Origin of the sequence: Hominilimicola fabiformis, assembly GCF_020687385.1 — a bacterium.
In the GTDB taxonomy this organism is placed as follows: Bacteria; Bacillota; Clostridia; order UBA1381; family UBA1381; genus Hominilimicola; species Hominilimicola fabiformis.
Genome location: NZ_JAJEQM010000009.1, coordinates 63997 through 87981 on the forward strand (window position 1 = coordinate 63997; position 23985 = coordinate 87981).

Here is a 23985-nt window from a genome sequence, read left to right on the forward strand (position 1 = left end):
TTATAGATGAAGTATTATATAGGAATAGATTTAGGTGGAACTAACATCGCTGCAGGAATTGTTGATAAAACAGGAAAAATTATTGCAAAGGATAGTGTTCCTACTTTGAATACACGTCCGATAGAAGCGATAATGCTTGATATGACTAAATTGTGTAAAACACTTTTAGATAAGTCGCAGATGGACATTAATAAGATTGAAGCAGTTGGCATTGGGTGCCCGGGAACGGTGGACAATAAAAATGGTATAATATCGTATTCAAATAATATCCCGATGAAGAATGTGCCAATGCGTAAATTTATGGAGAAACAGCTTAATATTTCAGTGAATCTTGAAAATGACGCAAATGCAGCTGCCTTGGGCGAATATACGGCAAATGGACATAATGCTTCAAGCTATATTCTGATAACACTTGGTACAGGTATAGGCGGTGGTGCAGTTATTAACAGTAAAATTTATAGAGGATTTAACGGTGTAGGAATAGAACCGGGACATATGACACTTATAAATGGTGGTGAAAGGTGTACTTGTGGGAAACACGGCTGCTGGGAAACATATGGTTCTGTAACTGCTCTCATAAATCAGACTAAATTAAAAATGACTGACAATCCGGACAGCTTAATGCATAAAATTTCGGGGAAATTCGGTGAAGTAAATGGCAGAGTGGCTTTTGAGGCGGCAAAAGCAGGTGATAGGGCAGGGTTGGAAGTGGTTGAGAAATATACAGAATATGTTGCTGACGGTATAACAAGTGTCATAAATATTTTTGAACCTGAGATTTTGGTTATTGGTGGCGGAATAAGTAAAGAAGGGGAATATCTTTTGAATCCAATCAGAAAATTTGTTGAAATAAATGAATTCAATAAATATAGACCAAAGACAAAAATTGAAATTGCATCTTTGAATAATGATGCAGGAATTATAGGTGCTGCCTTAAGTGCGAATAGATAAATAATATATAGTATAGAAGCAAATATTAATATTTGTACATAAAATATAGATAAATGTAGATAAATATAGATAAATGTAGATAAATGTAGATAAATGTAGTGTATTTTGTATTAAAGAAAGTGTAGATAGACAGTTAAATTAAATACAAAAAAAACCGACCTTTTAACTATGGAGGTCGGTTCTTTTATATTGCAATAATGCTATTGTATTAATTTGTTATTTCAACCGGTGTTAGGTTGTTATCCCAAAGGAATATTTTTATACTATCATTTTCTGATATCTTTAATGATGAAATATCAATGGTTGAAATTTTGTCAGCTTTAAGAGAACAATGTTCTTTTTTGATACCGTCAAGAGTTCCGTTTTCTGCGTACGATACTATATAACAGTCTATATCTGTATCATATTTAGAATATATTTTTACCGTTTTTGATGTTTTGTTATAGCTTGAACCGTATATCGAAAGAGTACCGTTTACATATTCAATGTTATAATTATTTTTAACACCCGATGTAAATGTACAATCTGTCGGGGTGATAACATATGTACCGACATCACTGTCTTTTGTGTACTCACATGAGAATATTGTATCAAGTGCGTCATCACCGACAAGACCCGATGAAGTAAATTTGTATGCAGGCACGACTGAATTTACGTTTGTACTCATATTTGCAGCAGTAATCGTAAGATTTGCTTTATTTATTGTAAAAGAAACTTCTGTCGAACCAACATATTCTAAGTTGTCACTCGGTACTTTTACAACAAGTTTGTAGTTGCCTGCGTTTATCGGAGCAGAGTCAAGCACCGTACCGCTGTCAGTCTGCCAGATATAATCAAATTCACCGTCATAGTCCGCACTTTCTGCAGTGCCGCTATACTGAACGGCAACACCGTCATATGTCTTGCTTTCAACGGTTACACCGCTTATATCAACCTTTTGGGCTTCTTTTATGGTAAGAGTGCCGTTTACGTATGTGATGTCATAGTTATCCTTGCTGCCCGATGTAAATGTACAATCGGTCGGAATAATAGCATAATCGCCAATCGGACTTTCAACAGTGTAGTCGCATGAGTATGTAGCTGACAGTGTATCTCCGTCAACAAGTCCGTCAGCTTTGCATGTAAATTCCGGAGCATTCATGCCGAAAGCAATAGATTTATTTTCAGCCGTAATTGTAAGAGCCGCTTTGTTTATCGTGAACGGAATTTCAACCGAGCCTGTGTGTGCGAAAGTTTCATCCGATACCTTTACGACAAGCTTGTAGTTGCCTGCGTTTATCGGAGCACTGTCAAGCACTGTTCCGTCTGCCGTTTCCCAAATGTATTCATAGTCACCGCTGTAGTTGTCGCTTGTCGGTGTGCCGCTATATTCAATCGGCTTACCGTCATATGTCTTATCTTCAACTGTTACGCCGCTTATCGAAACAGCTTCCGCTTCTTTGACTGTTACATCAAATGTATCGGAAAAACCTTTGTAGCGAACTGTTACGGTTTGTGTGCCGACCGTCTTTTTGTCGTAGCCGCTAAGTGTATAAGCCGTAGTAGTTTGAGTTGATTCGTCCTCGAATGTCACGGTAACAACCATGCCGTCTGTTTTCAAATCTTGTCCGACATAATATTCCGTAGTTGTCGGTGGGGTAGTGATTTCGATTTTCGTAATTTGAGGTTCTGCAACCGTAACGTCAAATGTAGCCGTTTGATTTCTGTATGTAACGGTTATTGTCTGCGTACCCGATTTTGTCTTGTCGTAGCCCGTTACGGAATAACCGGATTTTATTACTTCGCTTTGATTATCGTCATATATAGCCTTTACACTCATGCCCGATGTATCAAGGCTTTCGCCGTATTTGTATTCAAGTTTTGTCGGCTTTGTAAGTTCAATACTCTTTACGGAAATTACATTGACTTCAAATTCTGTCGACAGACCTTGATATGTAACCGTGATTGTCTGTTTTCCTAATTTTGTCTTGTTAAAACCTCTTACCGAGTAACCGTCGGGAACGGTAATTCTTTGGTTATCAGTGGTTACGGCTGTAACGACCATGCCGTCAGTGTTAAGGTCCTGCCCCTCAAGATATGTTGTCTTTGTAGGAGGTGTTACCTTGATAGACGATATACCGTTTACGGTAACGTCAAAGTTCGCCGAATAATCACCGTATGAAACGGTTACAGTCTGCATACCGACTTTTGTTTTGTCATAACCGCTTACCGTATAAGCCGTTGTTCCGACAGACTTGTCGGAATAATTTAATTTTGCGACCATTCCGTCAAGGTTAAGTTCTTCACCGAGTGCGTATGATGTTTTTGTCGGAGGAGTAAGAGTCATTGATGAAATTTTATCTTCATATATTTTCAAATTGTCAAGCTGTATTTTACCTACACCGCCGTAGAATACGAATTTTTCAAATTTATCGCCCGATGTTGTGACTTTTCTTGAATTAAGAACATTTCCCGACTTGTCGCTTATAGTCAGGAACAAATCCTTTTTGTTGTTTACGGCAAGATGAATATTGACCCATTCGCCTACCGGGATATTTGCGTTTTTGTTTACAGATAAATATTGGTCGTATGTAAGCTTATTAAATGCTGTTGATAAATATGAATCGGTCACTCCGCAAAGCTGTACATTTGATGTATCGTTTTGATACAACGCATCAAAGTCAAATACAAGGTATTTGTTTGCAGGAATGTTTGCAAATTCCGGCAAAGTTACGCTGTCGCCAAGCGTAATCTTTGGACCTCTTTCCGGATTTGCCGAGCCGCCGGTTGCTATTTCAAGTGATTTGTTGCCGTTATCCGTAAGTATTGCAAAGTGCGGGTATGAGTCTAATTTTTGTTTGTTTGTACCCAATGTTAATTTAAACGGTCCTAAGTCTTGATTTTGTTCAGTTAATGTTTGACTTTTGATTGTTATTTGAGAGTCGTCATAGCTTTCAAAGTCGTCATTTACATAGCTTGTAAGTTCACTGCTTACTATTGTAACGGTGAATGTTGTCGTTTTTCCTCCGTATGAAACGGTTAATGTGTTTGTACCGACTGTCTGATTATCAAAACCGCTTACGTCAAAGCCGTCCGTTATTGTTTTCGATGAGCCGTTCGCATAGTTTAGTTTTACGGATAAACCGCTTGTATCAAGTTGTTCACCTGTAAAGTAGGTTGTTTTGCTCGGATTTGAAGCTATTTCGATTGAGGAAAGTTCGCCCTCCGCTACCGTAACTTCAAATGTATCCGTCATGTCAAGGTAATGAACGGTTACGGTCTGCTTACCGACCTTTGTCGGGTCATAACCGCTTACAGTGTAATCTGTAATAGTTTTTGAGGTATTGTCCGAATAGTATGCTTTTACAACCATACCGCTTAGGTCAAGATCATCGCCGTAGGTGTATGATGTTTTAGTAGGTTCGGTTGTTATGTCGATTGAGTCGAAAAGAGTTGTTGTCGAAAGCGACATATAGCCTATATCAACTTGCACGTCAGGCACATAAAATGCAAATTTATCGATGTATTGACCGACTGTTCTAAACGAATTTGTATAAAGCTGATTGCCGTCAAGGTCGGTCATTGTGATTGTCGCATTTTTTGCATTTTTATTCGTGCTGTCATATTTTGATATTTCGATATTTACGTTAAACCATTCGTTAAGCGGAATACTGTTGTTATTCTGATATGAAAGGTAAGGGTCGTAAATAAGCTTATTGCTTGCTCCGTTTGTGGAATTGGTTACGCCGTAAATTTGCATTGTATCTTTTTCTGAATGATAGTATGCGTCAAAGTTAAGTACGATTTTTTCGTTATCGGCTAATTCAGTGAATTTAGGGACATAGCTTTCTTCGTTGAATTTTATTGACGCACCGCGGCTTGCCGAGGATGTATTGCCGGCGAAGCATGCCAAAAAGCTTTTGCCGTTTCTGTTTCCGAGGAAGTAACCGCTTGTTTTATCACCGCCGGAGCTTTTTGAACCGATATTTAAATCAAGACCGTCAAGCTTTTGCGATTGATCGGCTTTATCTTGCCGTGAAATCGTTATGTCTGAAAGGTCGTTGTCTTGGAAATTGTCACTGTAATATGTTGTGCCGTTTGTGACATTTACCTTAAAGGAAGCACTTGCGTTGCCTGATGAAACTGTAACAGTCTGTTCGCCGAGCTTGCTTGGGTCATAGCCGTTTGTTTCGTAATAGGTAAGTTCGCTTACTCTGCCGTTTTCGTATGTTGCGATAAGTTTTAAGCCTGTTGTATCAAGTTGTTCACCTTTGATGTAATTCTTCTTTGTAGGCTCGTGTTCAATACTGATATTTGTAACATTACCTCTCATTACCGCTTCACTCATATACATACTTACATGAGGAGGTTGGTTATATGCCGACTGTTCCGAAGCAACACCGCTTCTGTACACGCTGTCAAACATAAGACTCTTAATTTTATATTCACTCGGAATATTTGTTGTATATACTCGAAGCGCATCGTTTGTCGTAAGAGGGTAGATAACCTCCTCACGCCAGTCACCGAATATGTCGGCTTGAAGTGCCGGGTTTGCTTTTGTGCTGTTTATGCTTGTACAACCGTCTGCCTTGAAGATTGTGCTTCGTCCCGCACCGTTCCATGAAGTAATGGTTAGACCGTCAAGTTCTTCATCGTAAAGGTCGCCGTCCCAAAAAATTCTGAAATTCTGACCCATACTTGCATTTACTTTTTTAAACACATTGTTGCCGTATGCAACGTATGTACCTGCATTAGAGGACATCTGATAATATCCGCCCATGCCTATGTTTGCCATAAGACCACGTCCCGTATCATTGCTATCGGAAACGTGGAAGGCTTCTTCACCTGTTTTTGCATCCATAAGCGTCATACCAAAATCGCCGTGCTCATGAACGGAAAAGTATTCGAAATTATTGTTTGTAGGGTCGTAGTTGCCGATATGAAGTGCGTCACCGTGTTGTCTGCCGCCGTACCACTTCGGCATAAGCTTGTCCTCGTCGTTTACCTCATAGCAAAGCGTTGCGCTTATAAATTCATCATTACCGTCGTCGTCAACGTCTGCAACCGTCATATTGTGGTTACCCTCGCCGACATATTTTTCGTTACCGGGAGTGTATGCGTCGGTATCCTCGCTGTATGTATCAAATTTGTATTTAGGGTTTAGGACACCGTTTTCAAGGCTGATACCGCATGTGCCGTGACGCTGTCTGCCGTTTCTGCCCATGTAGTAACCTCTCCAGTAAACCGCATAAGGACGCTGACCGTCAAGCCATGCAACGCTTGCAACGTATCTGTCACAGCGGTTTCCGTTTGTATCGCCCCAACTTTCGTAGTCAAGACGTGGGATAGGGTAGTATATTGTATCGATTGTTTTACCTGTTTCGCCGTCAAATGCGGTAAAGTATTCGTTACCGTCCAATATGTAGCCGTTTTGATTTACATAGCTGACGGTATTGTCATTGGCATTTCTGATTTCATCAACACTGCTTGTTTCCGAAACGTATTTGCCCACACCGTCAATTGAACCCGGAGCCGTTTTGCAGGCAACTTCCGCTTTACCGTCCATGTCGAAATCGTAAACAAGGAATTGGGTATAGTGCGCACCTGCACGGATATTTTTACCTAAATCAATACGCCATAATTTTTTGCCGTTAAGCTTGTATGCGTCAAGATAAACATTTCCTGTAAGACCTGCTTGTGAATTGTCACGTGGAGCACAGTCCCATTTTACAACGAGTTCATATTCTCCGTCACCGTCAAGGTCACCGCATGAGGTATCACCGATAGTGTATTCATTTACCTTTTTTTCCGTGTACCACTGATTTTCAGGTAATTCGTTTCCGTCCTCGTCAGTGGTTATTGTAGTTGTTGTGGTAAGTGTTGACTTCGGTTTGTCAACGGGAATGTCAAAGTAATTCGAGCCGCTTGCAAACGGAGCGACAGAATCGCTTTTCTCTCCCTCAACACCGTTTACAATCGGTGCTACCTGATATGTGTCACTACTTGTACCGTTAGGGTCGATATAGTTTGTCGAATATGTTTCGGTTGCAAGAAATTGACCGTTTTTATATATATTGAATGGTACATTGCTTTCTGAAGTTCCGTACACTTCGTCCTCGTCAACCATAAGTCGCCAAGATAAGTAGTTACCGCCATTCAATGCTTGAACGACAAGACCTCTGTTTAATGATTCCATAGGTCTGTCAGATGCATCGTGGCTGTATAGTACAGCACTTGTACCGTCTATGACATCGTTGACTTCGGCATTTGAAACAATCGGTAATGTTGCCGGAATCATTGTACACGCCATTAGAACGGCTAATGCTTTTGCAGTAATTTTTTTCATTAGTTTACCTCCGTATCTGAAAAAATTCATTCTCTGCATAATTATAAATCTGATTTATGTTAAAGTCAAGATAAATATTGGTAATATCAATATATTAAGAGTAATAAAATATATTTTATTCGTGACTTTAATTCTTGATTATGATATAATTAGTAAAGAAACTAAAACAAACAACAGAGCGGTAGGTGGGGATATGTTATTGCGGCAAATAAAATATTTTTGCACGATTGTCGAGGAAGGCAGTTTTACGGAGGCGGCGGAGAAGTGTTTTATATCGCAATCGGCAATTTCACAGCAGATACAATCTCTTGAAAAAGAGTTAGGCGTTAAACTTATAAAAAGAGAAAACAGACGATTTTCTCTTACGCATGCAGGTGAATATATGTATAGGCACGGAACGGCACTTCTTTTAGAAGCTGAACGTATATGCAAAGAAGTACAGCGTATAGGTCGAGATGACGAGCTGATATTAAAAATTGCTTATCCGAAACATTACAGCAGTATAGAATTGAATAATGCAATCGCATTATTTTCGGAAAAGTATCCTGAAGTGTCTATAAGCGTTATTACGGGAACGCACGAGGAAATATATGACTTGTTACGTTCCGATGATATAGACATTGCCATAAATGACCAAAGACGTGCATTTTCGGACGAATTTGTGAATTTTGAACTTGGAAAAGCACGCTGTTATGCAGAGGTTTGTTTAAGAAACGATTTAAGTCAAAAAGAAAGAGTAACTGTTGATGATTTGAAAAATATGCCGTGTATTTTGATAACGTCAAAGGAACAGCAAAAGTCGGAACGTGAATTTTATCAGCAGGTACTGGGATTTGGCGGAAACTTTATTTATGCTCAAACTCTTGACGAGGGACAACTTATGGTTGCAGGTAATCGTGGATTTATGCCTGTTGAACGTATCGGCACATTTTGGAATATAAATCCTGCCGCAAAACGTTTACCGCTGTTACGAGACGGGAAACAGATACAGCGTAATTACTGTGCTTTTTGGAAAGTTAAAAATTCAAATTATTACATAGAGGAATTTGCAAATGAATTAAAAGTACAACTCAATAAAAATTAAAATACGCACATATTTGTGCGTATTTTTTACTTCACATAAGTTTAACTTATGAAAACGATTAAAATATTGATTTGATAATAACGGTTTGTTGTATTAAAATTAAATCATAAATTGAAAGTAAATGAGGTGCACGAAATGTCAAAGAATTTAATTATTTATTATTCAAGAAAAGGTCAAAATTATTGGAACGGAAGCATTAAAAATTTGGATAAAGGAAATACAGAGATTGTCGCAGAGTTTATTCAAAAAGCCGTAGGCGGAGATTTATTTGAGATTGAAACAGTGAAGGAATATTCAGCCGATTATTATGAGTGTATTGATGACGCAAAGCAAGAGCTTAACAGCGGCGCAAGACCTGAACTTAAAAAATACCTTGACAGCATTGATGAATATGAAAATATATTCATATGCGGTCCATGCTGGTGGGGCACTTATCCTATGGCGGTGTTTACGCAGCTTGAAAGACTTGATTGGAACGGTAAAAAGGTAATTGCCGTAATGACGCACGAGGGCAGTGGTCTTGGCAGTTGTGAGCGAGATTTAAAGAAAATATGCACAGGAGCGATTTTTGAAAAAGGTTTTGCCGTTCACGGTGCAGACGCTTCAAAATCAGAAAAGCTTGTTGCGGACCATGCAAAACAAATAGTGAAATAATAAAGGAGTAAGAAAAATGGCAATAACGGAATTTTCAAAAAATTATCATGAAAAAATGTTTCCGAAATACCATTCTGCTTTTTTGGAAACAGATCCCGAATTTATTGAGCGATTTGATAACTTTGCGTTTGACGAAGTTGTCAACAGCGATGACCTTGACGATAAAACAAGATTTATCGCAATTTTAGCCACACTTTTGGGCTGTCAGGGCGTAGATGAATTTTCGATAATGCTCGGTGCGGCAATAAATTTTGGCGTTACACCCGTTGAGATACGAGAGATTGTATATCAAGCAACGGCATATTTGGGAATAGGCAGAGTTTTTCCGTTTTTAAAGGTGATGAACAAAGTCTTTACTGAAAAAGGAATAAAACTTCCGCTTGAAAATCAAGCCACTACAACAACTGAAAATCGCCGTGAAGAAGGAACAAAGGCACAGGTTGAAATTTTCGGCGAGGGTATGCGTGACTTTTGGGAGTCCGGACCGGAAGAAAGCCGACATATAAATTTATGGCTTGCCGATAATTGTTTTGGCGATTATTACACGCGAAAAGGACTTGACTACAAACAGCGTGAAATGATTACATTTTGTTTCCTTGCGGCACAAGGCGGCTGTGAACCTCAGCTTACAAGTCATGCGGCGGCAAATATGCGTATAGGAAACGACAAAATATTTTTAATAAAAATTATATCGCAGTGTCTGCCATACATTGGCTATCCACGTTCATTAAACGCACTTAGATGTGTAAACAGTGCAGCGGAAAAGGAGGATTTTTAAAATGAGTAGAACATGGTTAATTACAGGAGTGTCAAGCGGTTTTGGATATGAAATGACAAAACAGTTGCTTGAAAAAGGTGATGTCGTAATCGGAACGGTTAGGAATACTGCAAAGGTTGAGGACTTAATACAAAAATATCCCGTAAATTTTGATTGCCGTATTCTTGACGTGACAGATGTAGCGGCGGTGCAACAGACGGTAAAGGAATCATTTGAAAAACACGGAAAAATCGACGTTGTTGTAAGTAATGCAGGATACGGCTTGTTTGGTTGTGCGGAGGAATTATCCGACGATGAAATCAATCACATCATCGCAACTAATTTAACAGGCTCAATTCAGCTTATAAAAACTTCACTTCCTTATTTAAGAAAACAAGGTGGCGGAAGAATTATTCAATTATCATCATATGGCGGTCAAGTTGCATATCCCGCAAATTCAATGTACCATGCCACAAAATTCGGTATTGAGGGCTTTTGCGAAGCGGTTGCACAGGAAGTGGCACAGTTTAATATCGGAGTAACCATTGTAGAGCCCGGAGGTGCGAGAACAGAGTTCCGTTACGGTAGTGCAAAGGTTGCAAAACTTATGGACGAGTATGAAAGTTGTCATGGCTTTTTGAATATGCTTGATGCTTCAAAGGGACTTGCACCCGGAGACCCCACAAAAATGGCACAACGTATAATTGAAAGTGTTGATATGGAAAAAGCACCGCTTAGAATGGTGCTCGGCTCACAGGCACTATCGGCAACGATTGAAAGATTAAAAGAAAGAATTGCATACTACGAAACACAAACGGAGCTTGCCGCTTCAACAGATATAAAAGGAGAGTAGTTAAACATTAGTCGGTTCAAATGTACGAGATGAGGTTAATTCTTGGGTTGAAGGATTAAATAAATAATGATATAATAAAAGTGAATAATCAGCAAAATTAAGCGACTTCGCCGCAAAATGCGGCAAGCCGCCTTTTGTGCGTTGAAGGTGAATTTATGGAACAGAACGAAATCAGAAAATTATTGCAAAATGTTGCAAACGGAGATATTTTAGTTGACGACGCATTGCTTCATATAAAAAATGAGCCGTTTGAAGATTTGGGATATGCAAAACCGGATTTTCATAGAAAATCGCGTCAAGGTGTATCGGAAGTGATTTACGGTGCAGGGAAAACCGCCGAACAAATCATAGGCATTTCAAAATCTTTTGCGGAACATGGACAAAAAGATATTTTAATCACAAGACTTGACAAAGCAAAGGCAGAGAAAATCAACAAAGAAATTCCGCTTGATTATTACGATATGGCAAATATCGGCATTATAGGCTCTATGCCGAAAGAACGTGTTGGGAAAATTGTTATCGCAACAGGCGGGACAAGTGATATACCGATTGCGGAGGAGGCGGCAATTACAGCTGAAATGCTTGGTAACAATACCGTACGTTTATATGATGTAGGCGTTGCCGGTATTCACAGATTACTTACGCATACGGAAGAAATAATGACCGCTCGTGTTGTTATTGCGATTGCGGGAATGGAGGGTGCACTTGCAAGTGTTATCGGCGGACTTGCGGATTGCCCTGTTATAGCTGTGCCGACAAGTGTGGGTTACGGTGCGTCTTTCGGAGGTATAGCGGCACTTTTGTCGATGCTTAATTCTTGTGCAAGCGGTGTAAGCGTTGTAAATATCGATAATGGTTTCGGAGCGGCATTTCAAGCAAGTATGATAAATCATATGGGAGGACTTAATGAATGAAAACTTTATATATTGAATGTAATATGGGTGCGGCAGGTGATATGTTGATGTCTGCATTGTTGGAGTTGCACCCGAATGCAGAGGAATTTTTGAATAGGTTAAATAAACTTGGTATTCCTAATGTAACCGTAAGTAAGACGGCAAGTGTGAAGTGTGGCATAACGGGAACGCATATAGATGTAAATGTAAATGGCGAACATGAGGACGAGCATATGCACGACCATCACGACCATCATCATGACCATCATCACCACCATCACCATACCGGTATGCACGAAATCGAACATATCATAGAACATTTTGATATTCCCGAAAAGGTACGCACAGATATATTGGCGGTGTATCATTTGATTGCGGAGGCTGAAAGCCACGCACATGGCTGTGAAATTGAACAAATACATTTTCACGAGGTTGGACAAATGGACGCAGTGGCGGATATTACAGGTGTCTGTATGCTGATAAATGAGTTGGGTGTTGATAAAATCATCGCTTCGCCAATTCATGTAGGTTGCGGTCAAGTGCAGTGTGCACACGGAATATTGCCTGTCCCTGCACCGGCAACGGCATATATATTAAAGGATATTCCGATTTATGGAGGAAACGTTCAAGGTGAATTGTGTACGCCGACAGGTGCGGCACTTTTGGCACATTTTGCAGACGAGTTCGGCAATATGCCTGTTATGCGTGTTTCAAAAATCGGTTACGGAATGGGTGCAAAGGACTTTGAAACGGCAAATTGTGTTCGTGTTATGCTTGGTGAAACGGAAAGTGAAGCACAACAAGTTTTAGAGTTAAAATGTAATATTGACGATATGACCGCAGAGGAAATCGGATATGCGACAGAGCAACTTCTGAAATTGGGAGCGGTTGATGTGTTTACCGTGCCAATCGGTATGAAAAAGAACCGCCCGGGAACTTTGCTTTCGTGTATATGTAAAACTTCGGACAAGGAAACAATGGTAAATGCAATATTCAGATACACTTCTACAATAGGTATTAGACAAAATATTTGTGAACGTTACATACTTGACAGAACAGAAAACACAGTAAAAACAAAGTACGGAGATGTTCGTGTTAAACAGTCGGAGGGGTATGGTGTAAAACGTGTAAAAGCCGAATATGACAACGTTGCAAGAATTGCGGACGAACTTGGTATTTCCATAAACGAAACACGCAGATTGATAGGAGAGGAATTAGAGAAAAATGAACAGCAAGTATGAGAAAATGATAGAGAATTTGAAATCGTTAGGCAGTGTTGCAGTAGCATTTTCGGGTGGCGTAGATTCTACATTTTTGTTAAAGGCGGCGAAGGAAGCACTCGGAAATAATGCTCTTGCCGTTACGGTACGCTCATGTATAATTCCGAGTAATGAGATTTGCGAAGCGGAGGAATTTTGCAAAAGTGAAAATATACGTCATATTATATGTGATGTTAACCCGCTTGATATAAACGGTTTTGCGGATAATCCGACAAATCGTTGTTATATCTGTAAAAAAGAAATATTCAGCCTTATAAAGCAAGTTGCAGCCGAAAATGGTATAAATGCGGTTGCGGAAGGCTCAAACCTTGATGATAATGGTGACTATCGACCGGGCATGAAAGCAATTCATGAATTGGGAGTATTAAGCCCTCTGCAAACGGCAGGGTTTACAAAACAGGAAATTCGAGATGTGTCCGAAGAACTCGGACTTCCTACTTGGAATAAACCGTCTTTCGCTTGCCTTGCGTCACGATTTGTGTACGGCGAAAAAATCACCGCCGAAAAACTTGAGAGAGTCGGAAAAGCGGAACAAATATTGAGAAATTCGGGCTTTAAACAGTTTAGAGTTCGTATTCACGGCGATATTGCACGAATAGAATTACTGCCGGAGGACTTTGAAAAAATGCTTAAAATGAGAGAAGAATTATATGCAAGTATAAAGGCTCTTGGATTTTCTTATGTGACTATGGACTTACAAGGTTATCGTACGGGTAGTATGAACGAAGTAATTGCGACTGATAAATAATAAATGAGCCTGTTGAGAAAATAAGGAAAGATAAAATTGTTTGGAATATTACAAAGTTTAATATTCCGTGTAAAAAAATTTATAAGATTGATAAGCTCGTAAAAATATGCTATACTTGAACAGTAAAGGGGTGATTGATGTGAATTATAATGAGAAGAAATTTGGCAATAAAGAATTGGAGTTTGCTATTTTTTGTATCGAAAATGTTGCAGATAAGTTAAATATTGATGCCCCAAAAGTTTATTCAATGCTAACAGAACAAACAAATATTTTGAATGAATATATTATTCCTGAGTATGAAATTTTGCACACGCAGAGTAAAGATTATATCATTAATGATATAATTGAAGTTATGAAAGAAAGAGGTGTGGAAATATGATTTTATATCATGGTTCGTTTATAGAGATTAACAAGCCGGATTTAAAACATTCCAGACCTAATGTTGATTTTGGAAAAGGTTTTTATACTACTCCAATATACGAACAAGCGGTAAAGTGGTGCAGTAAATTTAAGAAACGTGGGAAGAATGGTATTGTTACACGTTATGAATTTGATGAAAACGATTATAAAGCACTTAAAATTTTGAAATTCGATTCCTATTCTGAAGAATGGCTTGATTTTATTTTGAATTGTCGCAGCGGAAAAGACAATACAGATTATGATATGGTTATTGGCGGTGTTGCAAATGATAAGGTATTCAACACGGTTGAGTTGTTCTTTGACGGATTGATAGATAAAACAGAAGCAATAGGCAGACTACGATATGAGAAACCGAATTTACAAATAGCTTTTCGTACAGATAAAGCATTAACCTATTTGCACTTTGAAGGGAGTGAACAGCTGTGAATGCTAATCCGATTTTGTTGCAAAAGAAATATGCTCGTGTTGTGGAACTTTTTGCAAAGGAAAATGCAATTACTGTCGCAAAAGCATTGGATATTTTTTATCATTCACAGTTGTATGAATTAATGAGTAACGGTGTGTCTGATATGCATTGTATGAGCGATGAATATCTTGTGCATGAATTGATTAATGAACAAAAAGAAGTGAATGGTTAAGGATAATAAAAATATTATCAAATCACAATTTTTATTTTACAATACACAACCCCAATAAACCGCATTGTTAAGCCATTTCAAAGCATTTGTTTGAAATCGAATAAACGGTGAAGCGTTAGATAAAATGCAGGCGAATTTACAGCACAAAAAGATTTATGCGAACGGGATAAAGAAAGAGTGTGACTGCAAGTAGGGGAAAACAGGCAAGCTGATGAACCGCCTCCAATTAGTTAGATTTTTGGTCTGACTTTTGGGGGCGGTTCAATAGATATTGTCTTTTTTTTTATAATGAAAACAATAATACTTTTTATTGGTACTATTTTTTTTACACCGTGTAATGTATAATAATAAGTGAAAAACAAATAAAGCAGAAAACAGGAGGAATAAAAATGCTTACAAGACCTAATATATTCAATTATGCAAAAAAAGAGTTGTCGCAGGACGCAGTGATATGTTGGCTTTTGGAATGTTGTCATTCGGATGATGATAAATACAGACAGATAGGAATTGATTTTGTAAGATTTATACTTGATAATGAAAATATTAAAGAAAAGGATATAGAGCTTGAAAAAGACAGCCCGCGTAGTCAGTATAAGAATATGGATGTGTATGCAAATATTCGTGTCGGCAAAACAATAATACCTGTTATATTTGAGGATAAAACCGATACATTTTTACATGACAATCAAGAAAGCAAATATATAGAAAAGATTGAAAAATTGAAAACGGGCAGTCTTTTTAACGATAACGGACTTTGTTGGAGAGAAAAAGCACAATATGTATTTTTTAAAACAGGATATGTTTTTGATTGGCAAAGAGAAGTGATTGAAAATTTGGATAAAAATATTAATGCGGAAGTTAAAAGTATATATATTGATGACATACTGAACTTTATTTCTAAGCATAAAGATAAGGAGTTTATGCTTGCGGATTATTATGAGTATTTGTTAGACAGAAAAGCAAGTTTGGTCAATGGTATTGAAGATAAATGCAACCGATATTTCAGAAAAATATTTGGTGAGAACAGATGGTTTCAATATAATCATCAAGGTTGGGCGGCAAAAAGATTGGGATATATAGAAGATAGGAATGAAAAAAACAGAATTTATTATGAAGTGAGAACAGGTACACGATCGAATAATGGTAAACAGTCATATGTAATAATTTTTCATCAATATCGAGATGAAAAATCAATTATCGGTAATGAAAAAGAAAAGGACAAGTTGAGAGAATGCAGAAAGAAATTTTTTGAAGATGACAGAGAGTTCGTTGAACAAATTATTAATGAAAAAAACGAGATAGGGATAATTGAAGAAAAAACTGCAAAAAACGAAATGGCAAATCAAAGGAATTTATTTAAAGTGTTTATTGATGAAACAAATGAAGATACAGTTTGTGAATTCTTTAGAGAGTTCGTAGAAAGATTTAACGTACGGGCAACAGATACGCATAAAGATGAATATGTTATTTTTAGAGATTGATTTGCATTGTAAGTGGTATGTACAAAAAAATACACATTGTATGTTGTATAATAATAAATAATTAAAGAATAAAATTTGAAAGGTGATTTTTATGTATACAATACCGCCAAAGAAAATGGTTATTATAAATATTCTTGATATTCTGAAAAAGTATTCGGATATGGACCACCGTCTTACGCAAGCACAGATAATTGAGATATTAAAAAAAGAATATTACATGGATGTTGACAGAAGAACCGTAAAAAGGAATTTGATGAATCTTTTAGATTTTGATTTTGGTATTGATTATACGGAAATTATAAAAAAGAATGAAAAGGGTGAAGAAATACCTATTTGTACGGATTGGTACATAACAAGAGAATTTGATGATTCTGAAATTCGACTTTTAATTGACAGCGTATTGTTTTCAAAAACAATTCCGCAAAAGCAATGTAAAAAACTTATTGATAAATTAAAAGGATTATCAAATATTTATTTTGAGAAAAAAGTTAATCATATATGCAGTTTGCCGGAAATTCGTCCGGAAAACAAGGAGCTGTTTTATACGATTGATGTTCTTGACGAGGCAATTTCAAAAGGTAAAAAGGTGTCGTTTATATATAATTCATATGGCACGGACAAAAAACTACATCCAAAACGTGAGCGTGAATATGTCATAAATCCGTATCAAATGGTGGCGACGAATGGAAGATATTATTTGATATGCAATTATGATAAGTACGATACTTTATCAAATTATCGCATTGATAGAATAACCGGAATAAAAATGATGAATGAAAAAAGAAAATCGATTAAGGAACTTAAAGAGGGTGAAATTAATCTTCCGAAACATATGGCAGAACATCTGTATATGTTTGCCGGTGAAAGCATACGAGTAAAGTTTAAAGCGAAAAATTATATTATTGACCAAATTATAGATTGGTTTGGATTTGGACCGAAAATAACGAAACAAGATGAGGATACGTGTATGGTAGAAGTGGAAGTCAATGAGGAGGCATTTTTTCACTGGGCAATGCAATACGGTTTGCATATCGAGGTGTTAGAGCCGACATCAATGCGCGAGCGGATAATGAGTGCAATAAAAGAATTAAACGATAAATATGTTACTCATTAAGGATAACAGAAGAATAGTGATTAAAGGTTAAGGGGTGAGGTAAATGTCGGAATATAAATCAAGAATAAACATACAAGTAAAAAATGTTTCTGATTGGGAAAAGTTATTTGACATAAAGATGAAAGAAGAATGGGGACTTGGAGAAGATGCAAAAAAAGTTTTCAAAGTGCCGTATTCAAAAAAACAAACAGAATTTATAAAAGCAGAAGAGTGGTCTGTGGATTCTAAAAACTTGGAAGACTTAGTTAAAACTCTTGTCAAAACAATGGGCTATGAAAATTGTGCTGTTGTAGCTGATACAACGGAATGTAGTGGGATTGAGCAAAAGTGTGATTCGGTTGTGGCAATAGGTCGCCAATATATTATTCGCATATCTTATCCGAACGGTAATACGCTGAAAAGAGTAAATGTTTTCAATATTTACAACTATTTAAAAATCATAGATATTCATCTAAGCATAAAGGATATTGAATTTTTACGACAAATCTCCGAAAAATTTGCTTATGGTGACAATAATCAAACAGTTATTGTTATACCAAATGGCAGAATAATGATAAGACCGGAAGAATTTACGGGTAACTTTTTGTTGGAAAGTGTTACTATTCCTGAAAGTGTAAAACATATTGGAGAACATGCTTTTGCAAATTGTAAAAACTTAAGTGAAGTAATAATTTCCGATAATGTATTTAATATTGATTGCGGTGCATTTAGTAACTGTGAGAGTTTGGGAGAAATTTTTATTCCAAACAGTGTAACAAATATCGGAGCGGATGCTTTTTATGGTTGCAAAAATTTGAATAAAATAAATATTTCAAATAAGGTCGTAATCCTTGAAAAAGGTGTATTTGGCGGATGTGAAAATTTAAACGAAATAACTATTCCGTATGGCATGATAAATATTGGTGACGGTGCATTTGAGGAATGTAAAAGTTTAAGAGAAGTAAGTATTCCGGATAATGTAGCAAGCATTGGGGATTATGCTTTTTGGAATTGTCAAAGCTTAAACCAAATAACTGTTTGGTCAAATGTAACAAGCATTGGCTATTCTGCGTTTGATGGTTGCAAAAATCTTACGATAAGAGCATTCAAAGGCAGTTATGTAAAGCGATATGCGTTGGAAAATGAAATACCGTTTGAAGAAATATAATGTTCAGATTGTAGACAAAATCAAGGAGTGAGACAAATGCCGGAATATAAATCAAGAATAAATATAAAAATAGAAAAAATTTGTGATTGGGATAAGTTGCTCGATATTAAAATAAAAGAAGAATGGAAACTGGACAAGAGTGCAGAGGATATTTTTAGGGAAGCGTATTACAGAGGCGGATTTATAAAAGCAGGTGACTGGTCTGTTGACCCTGAAAGTTTGGAAGATATGGTTGAATATTTTGCAAAAACAATAGGACATGAAAATTGTGTTATTATGGCTGATGTGTTAGAACAAAATGCAGAGAATCCGTCTTGTAATTCTTTTTTAGCATTAGGTAATCAAAATATCGTTTGCGTATCTTATTTGAATTGTGATAAATTGAATGGAACAAATATCTTTGATATTTACGAATATTTAAAACAAATAGATTTTGAACTGAGTCCAATGGATAGTTATTATTTAAAACAATATTCTGAAGATTTTATTTATTTCGATACAAATGGAATAGAAGTTGTTATCCCGAAAGGAAGAAATGAGATAATAGCACAAGAATTTGCAGGGGATATTTCAGTGGAAAGAGTTGTTATTCCTGACGGCGTAATAAGTATAGGTGAACGTGCGTTTGAAGATTGCCCGATGCTTAATGAAGTAGTTATTCCGAATAGCGTAACAAGTATAGGTGAACATGCGTTTGACGGTTGCAGATATATTAGTATAAGGGTACATAAAGGTAGTTATGCGGAAGAATATGCAAAAGAAAATAAAATACATAGTATGGGATTTAAAGAAGATTACAATTAAAATACGCATTTCCGATAAACTGTTTGAAAAATTACAGCACACGTTAGCGAGATAAAATGTGACTAAACAAAGACAAGCTGATAAAGCTTGTCTTTATTTATTGATATATTAGATTACAATATATCATTTTATTTTGTGTATGACTTTCTGAGCATTTAAACAAATCAATAGGGGAGAAAATCAATAGCCATATCCCTAATGCCGTTCCTACGGCAGAGGGAGCGATTGAGATAGCGATTGCGGAAACGCCTTTTACAATTCACGGAAGTAAAAGCCTTGTTTTAGGTTATGGTAAAATCGGAAAAATATTATCAAAGGATTTATATGCCCTGGGTGCTCAAACATATGTGGAGGCACGAAAATATGCCGATCTTGCTATGATTGAGGGACATGGATATGAGCCGTTGCCGCTTGACAACTTAAAAGACCACATACACGAATTTGATATAATTTTCAACACCATACCTTCACTGATTTTGGACGATGAAATTTTAGCAAAAGTAAAAAAAGACGCTCTTATTATCGACCTTGCCTCCAAACCCGGGGGGATTGATTTTGATGCCGCAAAATCATACGGCTTAAAAGTAATTTGGGCATTGTCGTTACCGGGTAAAATTGCTCCCGTTTCGTCCGGAGCAATTATCAAAGACACGATTATGAATATTATCAAAGAATTGGGGGTGTAATAAATGGATTGGGAAAATAAAACCATTGGTTTTGCAATGTGCGGTTCATTCTGCACTTTCAAAAAAGCAATGGGGGTACTTGAAAAGCTCACGCAAACCGGTGCGAATGTTATACCTATTATGAGTGAGATGTCTTACAACACCGACACGCGATTTGGCAAAGCAGAAGATTTTCGTACCAACATAACAAATCTAACCGGCAACAACATTATATGCTGTGTTAAAGACGCAGAGCCGATTGGACCGAAAAACTTACTCGACCTACTTGTCGTACTGCCATGCACGGGCAACACTCTTGCAAAAATTGCAAACGGAATTGCCGACACATCTGTTACCATGGCAGTAAAAGCGCATTTAAGAAATCAAAAGCCTGTACTTTTAGCCGTATCCACCAATGACGGACTCGGTACTGCCGCTAAAAATATAGGAACACTTCTAAACTGCAAAAATCTATATTTTCTGCCTTTCTCACAAGATGACTACATAAAAAAGCCGAACTCACTTGTAGCCGACTTTGAAAAATTACCCGACGCGGCAATCGCCGCCTTTGAGGGCAGACAGCTCCAGCCTGTGCTGGGCTTTTAATATAGATTCCGTATGACAAAAAATACCGACTTCTGTTTGAAGTCGGTATTTTAAATTAATCAATTTCTTTGATTTTTGCAATCAAATCCGTATACAGTCTTTCAACTGCATTATACAATTCGTCACAATTATCAATGACTCTGTTTCTGAGTTTTTCTGTAAGTTCATAGCTTGCCTCATACAGTCTTTCAAAGCCCAAATTTGAGCAAACACCTTTTAGCGTATGTACCGCACAAAAAGCCTTTTCGGCGTCATTTTCTTTTAAGCCGTCTTTCAAATCATTAAAAGATGGATCTTCAGGAAACTTAAAAACAAACTTTTTAATCATATTTTCATCACAAAGTCTTTTGATAACGTCTTTATAATCTGAATCAATTTGCTCATAAAACTCTTTTAATGTCATCTGTTTTTCTCCTTTGTTTTACAGTGTATTTATGTTCATATCTCGTTCTATTTCCTGAATGGTTTTTTTATACGTTTCCTTTTTCACAGAACCACTACCGTCAAGTTCGGTTTTTATTCTGTCTTGAATTTCAACCAAACATTCCAAAAGCAATGGATTAAATGCACCGCATTCGCCGTTTAAAATCATTTCCATAGCCTTTTCGTGTGAAAATGCTTTCTTATATACACGCTCACTCACAAGTGCGTCATATACATCTGCTATTGAAACAATTTGAGCCGATATAGGAATTTCATCACCCTTCAAGCCGTCGGGATAACCCTTACCGTCATATCGTTCGTGATGCCAACGGCCTATCTCACAAGCCGTTTTTACCAACGGTTCGTCTTGATACAATTCAAGACTTTTCAACATTTTTTCGCCTATCACGGTATGTTCTTTCATAATTTCATATTCTTCTTTTGTAAGCTTGCCGGGTTTATTCAATATTTCTTCGGGGATACCTATTTTTCCTATATCATGAAGTGCCGAACCGTTTGTTATATAAAAACGTTTCGACCATGAAAGATGATACTTGTCCGTCTTTTGAACAATTTTTTCCAAAAACATTCCTGTCAGTGTGCTTATATTTCTGACGTGCATACCGCTCTCGTTGTTTCTGAATTCAACGATTTGGCTCAGTATGTCTATCATCATTTTATTGTTTTTCTCTTTTTCATAAACTTGATCGGTTATCAAATTTATAAGCCGTCTTTGTTTAGCGTACAATTTTATTGTGTTTAAAACACGCTGATAAACGACCTTTGCATCAAACGGTCTGCTTATATAATCCGACACGCCCATTTCATATGCGCGTCTTATATATTGATTAGAATCTTCGCTTGAAATCAGAATTACAGGAATATCTTCAATCCAATTATTGTTATTCATATAATTAAGCACTTCAAAGCCGTCCATACCTGGCATAACAATATCAAGCAAAATAATATCTATACCGGTGCCGTACTTTTCGATTATTTCAAGACATTCTTCGCCGCTTGACGCGTTGATGATCTCATAATCCGATTTCAGTATTTCAGTCAAAATCATTCTGTTCATATATGAATCGTCAACCACAAGCACGCGTTGTCTGTCTTTTACTTCTGATTCATTGTCAATGACGCCAAACTCATTTTCTTCGGTTACAACCATACCTTTTTGATGGCTTTTCACCTGCAACATCAATTTGTCGGCACGATGCATAGCCGATTCAATCGTTTCGTTGTGAGTCATAACTCCGCCTATGCTGACAGACAAACGTATTTTTGAATATCCGTCAACCTTAACCTCTTTGATTCTTGTTCGTATCTGTTGAAGTTTTTTATTAAAGATATTGTTGTGTATACCAGGGAGTACAAGTAAAAATTCATCTCCGCCAAAACGAATAATCTTATCTGAACTTCTTATACATTTTTTGATTGCACTGACGATTGTTTCAAGCGCCATATCTCCTGCATTGTGACCGTAGGAATCATTATAAAGTTTGAAATCGTCTAAATCAATCATTGCCACACCGGAATTTTCATTCAAATCTTTAATATTATCTTCGTAATAACGTCTGTTGTAAACACCTGTCAGAGGGTCACGATAAAGCTCGTTTTTGTAACCGGTTAGGTTATCCATTAGAATTCTTCTGCCATCGTTATCTATAAGATTTTCATTGTCAAGACGGTGCACCATTTCCATAACGCAAGGTACTCCGTCAATCTCCAAATACTTCGCGATTATTTGATATATGTTATTTTCCAAACATTCAAGCTTTGTATATTGCTTTTTTTGGGTCAAAGCTTTTTCGGACACACAGTTTTCACATTGCTTGTCCTTGTTCCAAAAATCATAACATCTGCACATATTCTCATCAAGTTCCGGCTCTTGACCGCATTGCATTCTGCGAATATCTGTGGATTTTATAATTCGTACAACATCAAAAACTTCTCTGTAAATTTTCATTTTTTCTTCAGCCTGTTTAGTTGTCAATTTTATATTTGAATCCATTAATTTACCTCCTCATTATAATATCAAACTAAACAATAACAAAATATACCAATTTAGGCTAAGTGCTTTTGTAAAATTAATCCTTTTTATGGAATTTAAAATTTTTTTCGCTACTTTATTGTATAATATTATACGAAAAAAGTCAACATTTATAACTGCATTTATCGCCGTCTTTTGAACTTTTATGCAAAATTGCATAAAAATATGCACCTCCAACAGTGTCTAACTTTTGGGGTGCATATCAGTAATCGCTTTTTGATTTAATTTTGTGTAATATATTCTCTAAAAATATCTCTTAACATAAATATATCACCACTAACCGATTTGATAGTTGCTATCATTAAATAATCTGCATCAATTTGTGAAAAGTTCAAACTTTTTCCTAATGAATTTACAAGCATTGACAAAAATAGTCTTTGTATACGTCCGTTGCCTTCTCTGAACGGATGTAAATAGTTCAAATCACAGTATAAATCCGTAAACTCAACTATAAATTCATCTTCCTTGATATTCCCCAAGAAATTTAAGTTTATAATTTTTTGGAAAATTCTCTGACCACGTTCCTCAATTTTATCGGCAGGACAAAATCTTGTACCTTTTTTACTCATATCTACCGTACGAATTGTACCTGCCCATTCATAAATATCTCCAAAAACATATTTGTGCAAATTTTTATAAAATTCAAAATCAACATTTTCAAACGGTATTTCTATCATTGCCTTTGCTATGAGCATACTCGTGATGCTACGTTCCATAATATCAAGTTTTTCAGCATCGTGTATATTAAATTTATTTTTCAGTACAGTGCTGTTTTCATAACAATCATCCTGCAACGGATTTAAAGAATATTCAGGCATTATACTGTACACCTTTCAAGCATTATTTTTATAAAGTCATCTTTTGTGAGTTTTCCGTTTAAAACTTCCATACAAAGTTCTTTTTCATCATCAGAAAGTTTGTAACCTTCTATTTCAACTGACGCAATCGCATTGTTTAAAACTTTTTCTGTTTCTTGTAATAAAATTTGATTCATATTGAAAACTCCTCTCTTATTTAATATTAATCAGTATATCACAAATAACATATTAAATCAACATTATAAAAAATACCGACTTCATTATTGAAGTC

Annotated in this window: 22 protein-coding genes; 17 read left to right on the forward strand and 5 right to left on the reverse strand. The window is 36.7% G+C overall.

Features of this window, described 5'->3' with window-relative positions:
* Positions 1-6: 6 nt before the first annotated feature.
* Positions 7-951 carry an ROK family protein gene (locus LKE05_RS07710; RefSeq protein WP_147514789.1) on the forward strand — a complete coding sequence of 315 codons (945 nt, stop codon included), beginning with the start codon at positions 7-9 and terminating at the stop codon, positions 949-951.
* 208 nt (positions 952-1159) lie between these two features.
* On the opposite strand, the gene LKE05_RS07715 is transcribed toward LKE05_RS07710, so the two are convergent.
* Entirely contained in the window at positions 1160-7276 is a 6117-nt protein-coding gene (locus tag LKE05_RS07715; protein ID WP_308456442.1) for a rhamnogalacturonan lyase family protein, read from the reverse strand.
* A 199-nt stretch (positions 7277-7475) separates the two neighbouring features.
* On the opposite strand from LKE05_RS07715, the gene LKE05_RS07720 reads away from it, so the two are divergent.
* The 16 genes from LKE05_RS07720 to LKE05_RS07795 all read left to right on the forward strand — a co-directional run bounded on the left by LKE05_RS07720 (position 7476) and on the right by LKE05_RS07795 (position 20420).
* Positions 7476-8360, forward strand: coding sequence for a LysR family transcriptional regulator (locus tag LKE05_RS07720; RefSeq protein WP_373367875.1), 885 nt, complete (start codon positions 7476-7478; stop codon positions 8358-8360).
* Positions 8361-8495: 135 nt separating this feature from the next.
* Positions 8496-9014, forward strand: a complete 519-nt coding sequence (locus LKE05_RS07725; RefSeq protein WP_147514268.1) for a flavodoxin — start codon at positions 8496-8498, stop codon at positions 9012-9014.
* Positions 9015-9030: 16 nt separating this feature from the next.
* Entirely contained in the window at positions 9031-9792 is a 762-nt protein-coding gene (locus LKE05_RS07730) for a carboxymuconolactone decarboxylase family protein (RefSeq protein WP_147514267.1), read from the forward strand.
* A gap of 1 nt (position 9793) precedes the next feature.
* Positions 9794-10624, forward strand: a complete 831-nt coding sequence (locus LKE05_RS07735; RefSeq protein WP_147514266.1) for an SDR family oxidoreductase — start codon at positions 9794-9796, stop codon at positions 10622-10624.
* A gap of 155 nt (positions 10625-10779) precedes the next feature.
* Entirely contained in the window at positions 10780-11538 is a 759-nt protein-coding gene (gene larB, locus LKE05_RS07740) for a nickel pincer cofactor biosynthesis protein LarB (protein WP_147514265.1), read from the forward strand.
* On the forward strand, positions 11535-12758 hold the full coding sequence (larC, locus tag LKE05_RS07745; protein WP_147514264.1) for a nickel pincer cofactor biosynthesis protein LarC: 1224 nt from the start codon (positions 11535-11537) through the stop codon (positions 12756-12758). The genes larB and larC overlap by 4 nt, the downstream gene beginning before the upstream one ends.
* Positions 12742-13545 carry an ATP-dependent sacrificial sulfur transferase LarE gene (gene larE / locus LKE05_RS07750; RefSeq protein ID WP_147514263.1) on the forward strand — a complete coding sequence of 268 codons (804 nt, stop codon included), beginning with the start codon at positions 12742-12744 and terminating at the stop codon, positions 13543-13545. Before larC ends, larE begins: the two co-directional genes overlap by 17 nt.
* A 139-nt stretch (positions 13546-13684) precedes the next feature.
* Positions 13685-13924, forward strand: coding sequence for a DUF3791 domain-containing protein (locus LKE05_RS07755; protein WP_308456443.1), 240 nt, complete (start codon positions 13685-13687; stop codon positions 13922-13924).
* Entirely contained in the window at positions 13921-14391 is a 471-nt protein-coding gene (locus tag LKE05_RS07760; protein WP_147514261.1) for a DUF3990 domain-containing protein, read from the forward strand. The genes LKE05_RS07755 and LKE05_RS07760 overlap by 4 nt, the downstream gene beginning before the upstream one ends.
* Entirely contained in the window at positions 14388-14603 is a 216-nt protein-coding gene (locus tag LKE05_RS07765; RefSeq protein ID WP_147514260.1) for a DUF3791 domain-containing protein, read from the forward strand. Before LKE05_RS07760 ends, LKE05_RS07765 begins: the two co-directional genes overlap by 4 nt.
* 389 nt (positions 14604-14992) lie before the next feature.
* The gene (locus LKE05_RS07770; protein WP_147514259.1) at positions 14993-16084 is read left to right on the forward strand and encodes a hypothetical protein; all 1092 of its coding nucleotides are present in this window, start codon (positions 14993-14995) and stop codon (positions 16082-16084) included.
* A gap of 115 nt (positions 16085-16199) precedes the next feature.
* Positions 16200-17198, forward strand: a complete 999-nt coding sequence (locus LKE05_RS07775) for a helix-turn-helix transcriptional regulator (protein ID WP_308456444.1) — start codon at positions 16200-16202, stop codon at positions 17196-17198.
* A 43-nt stretch (positions 17199-17241) separates the two neighbouring features.
* Positions 17242-18345 carry a leucine-rich repeat domain-containing protein gene (locus LKE05_RS07780; protein WP_147514257.1) on the forward strand — a complete coding sequence of 368 codons (1104 nt, stop codon included), beginning with the start codon at positions 17242-17244 and terminating at the stop codon, positions 18343-18345.
* A gap of 36 nt (positions 18346-18381) precedes the next feature.
* Complete coding sequence (locus tag LKE05_RS07785; protein ID WP_147514256.1) at positions 18382-19149, forward strand: leucine-rich repeat protein; 768 nt, start codon at positions 18382-18384, stop codon at positions 19147-19149.
* Positions 19150-19385: 236 nt separating this feature from the next.
* A complete protein-coding gene (locus LKE05_RS07790) occupies positions 19386-19835 on the forward strand; it encodes an NAD(P)-dependent oxidoreductase (protein WP_308456463.1) in 450 nt (149 codons plus the stop codon).
* 3 nt (positions 19836-19838) lie between these two features.
* Positions 19839-20420, forward strand: coding sequence for a dipicolinate synthase subunit B (locus tag LKE05_RS07795; RefSeq protein ID WP_022229762.1), 582 nt, complete (start codon positions 19839-19841; stop codon positions 20418-20420).
* Between the two features lie 55 nt (positions 20421-20475).
* Here the strand turns inward: LKE05_RS07795 and LKE05_RS07800 are convergent, their stop codons facing one another.
* The 4 genes from LKE05_RS07800 to LKE05_RS07815 form a co-directional block, all read right to left on the reverse strand.
* Positions 20476-20823: an Hpt domain-containing protein gene (locus tag LKE05_RS07800; protein ID WP_147514254.1), complete on the reverse strand. Its 348-nt coding sequence runs from the start codon at positions 20821-20823 to the stop codon at positions 20476-20478.
* 18 nt (positions 20824-20841) lie between these two features.
* On the reverse strand, positions 20842-22857 hold the full coding sequence (locus LKE05_RS07805) for a diguanylate cyclase (protein ID WP_308456445.1): 2016 nt from the start codon (positions 22855-22857) through the stop codon (positions 20842-20844).
* Positions 22858-23117: 260 nt separating this feature from the next.
* On the reverse strand, positions 23118-23714 hold the full coding sequence (locus tag LKE05_RS07810; RefSeq protein ID WP_308456446.1) for a Fic/DOC family protein: 597 nt from the start codon (positions 23712-23714) through the stop codon (positions 23118-23120).
* On the reverse strand, positions 23714-23890 hold the full coding sequence (locus tag LKE05_RS07815) for an antitoxin VbhA family protein (protein ID WP_308456447.1): 177 nt from the start codon (positions 23888-23890) through the stop codon (positions 23714-23716). Before LKE05_RS07815 ends, LKE05_RS07810 begins: the two co-directional genes overlap by 1 nt.
* Between the last annotated feature and the right edge of the window lie 95 nt (positions 23891-23985).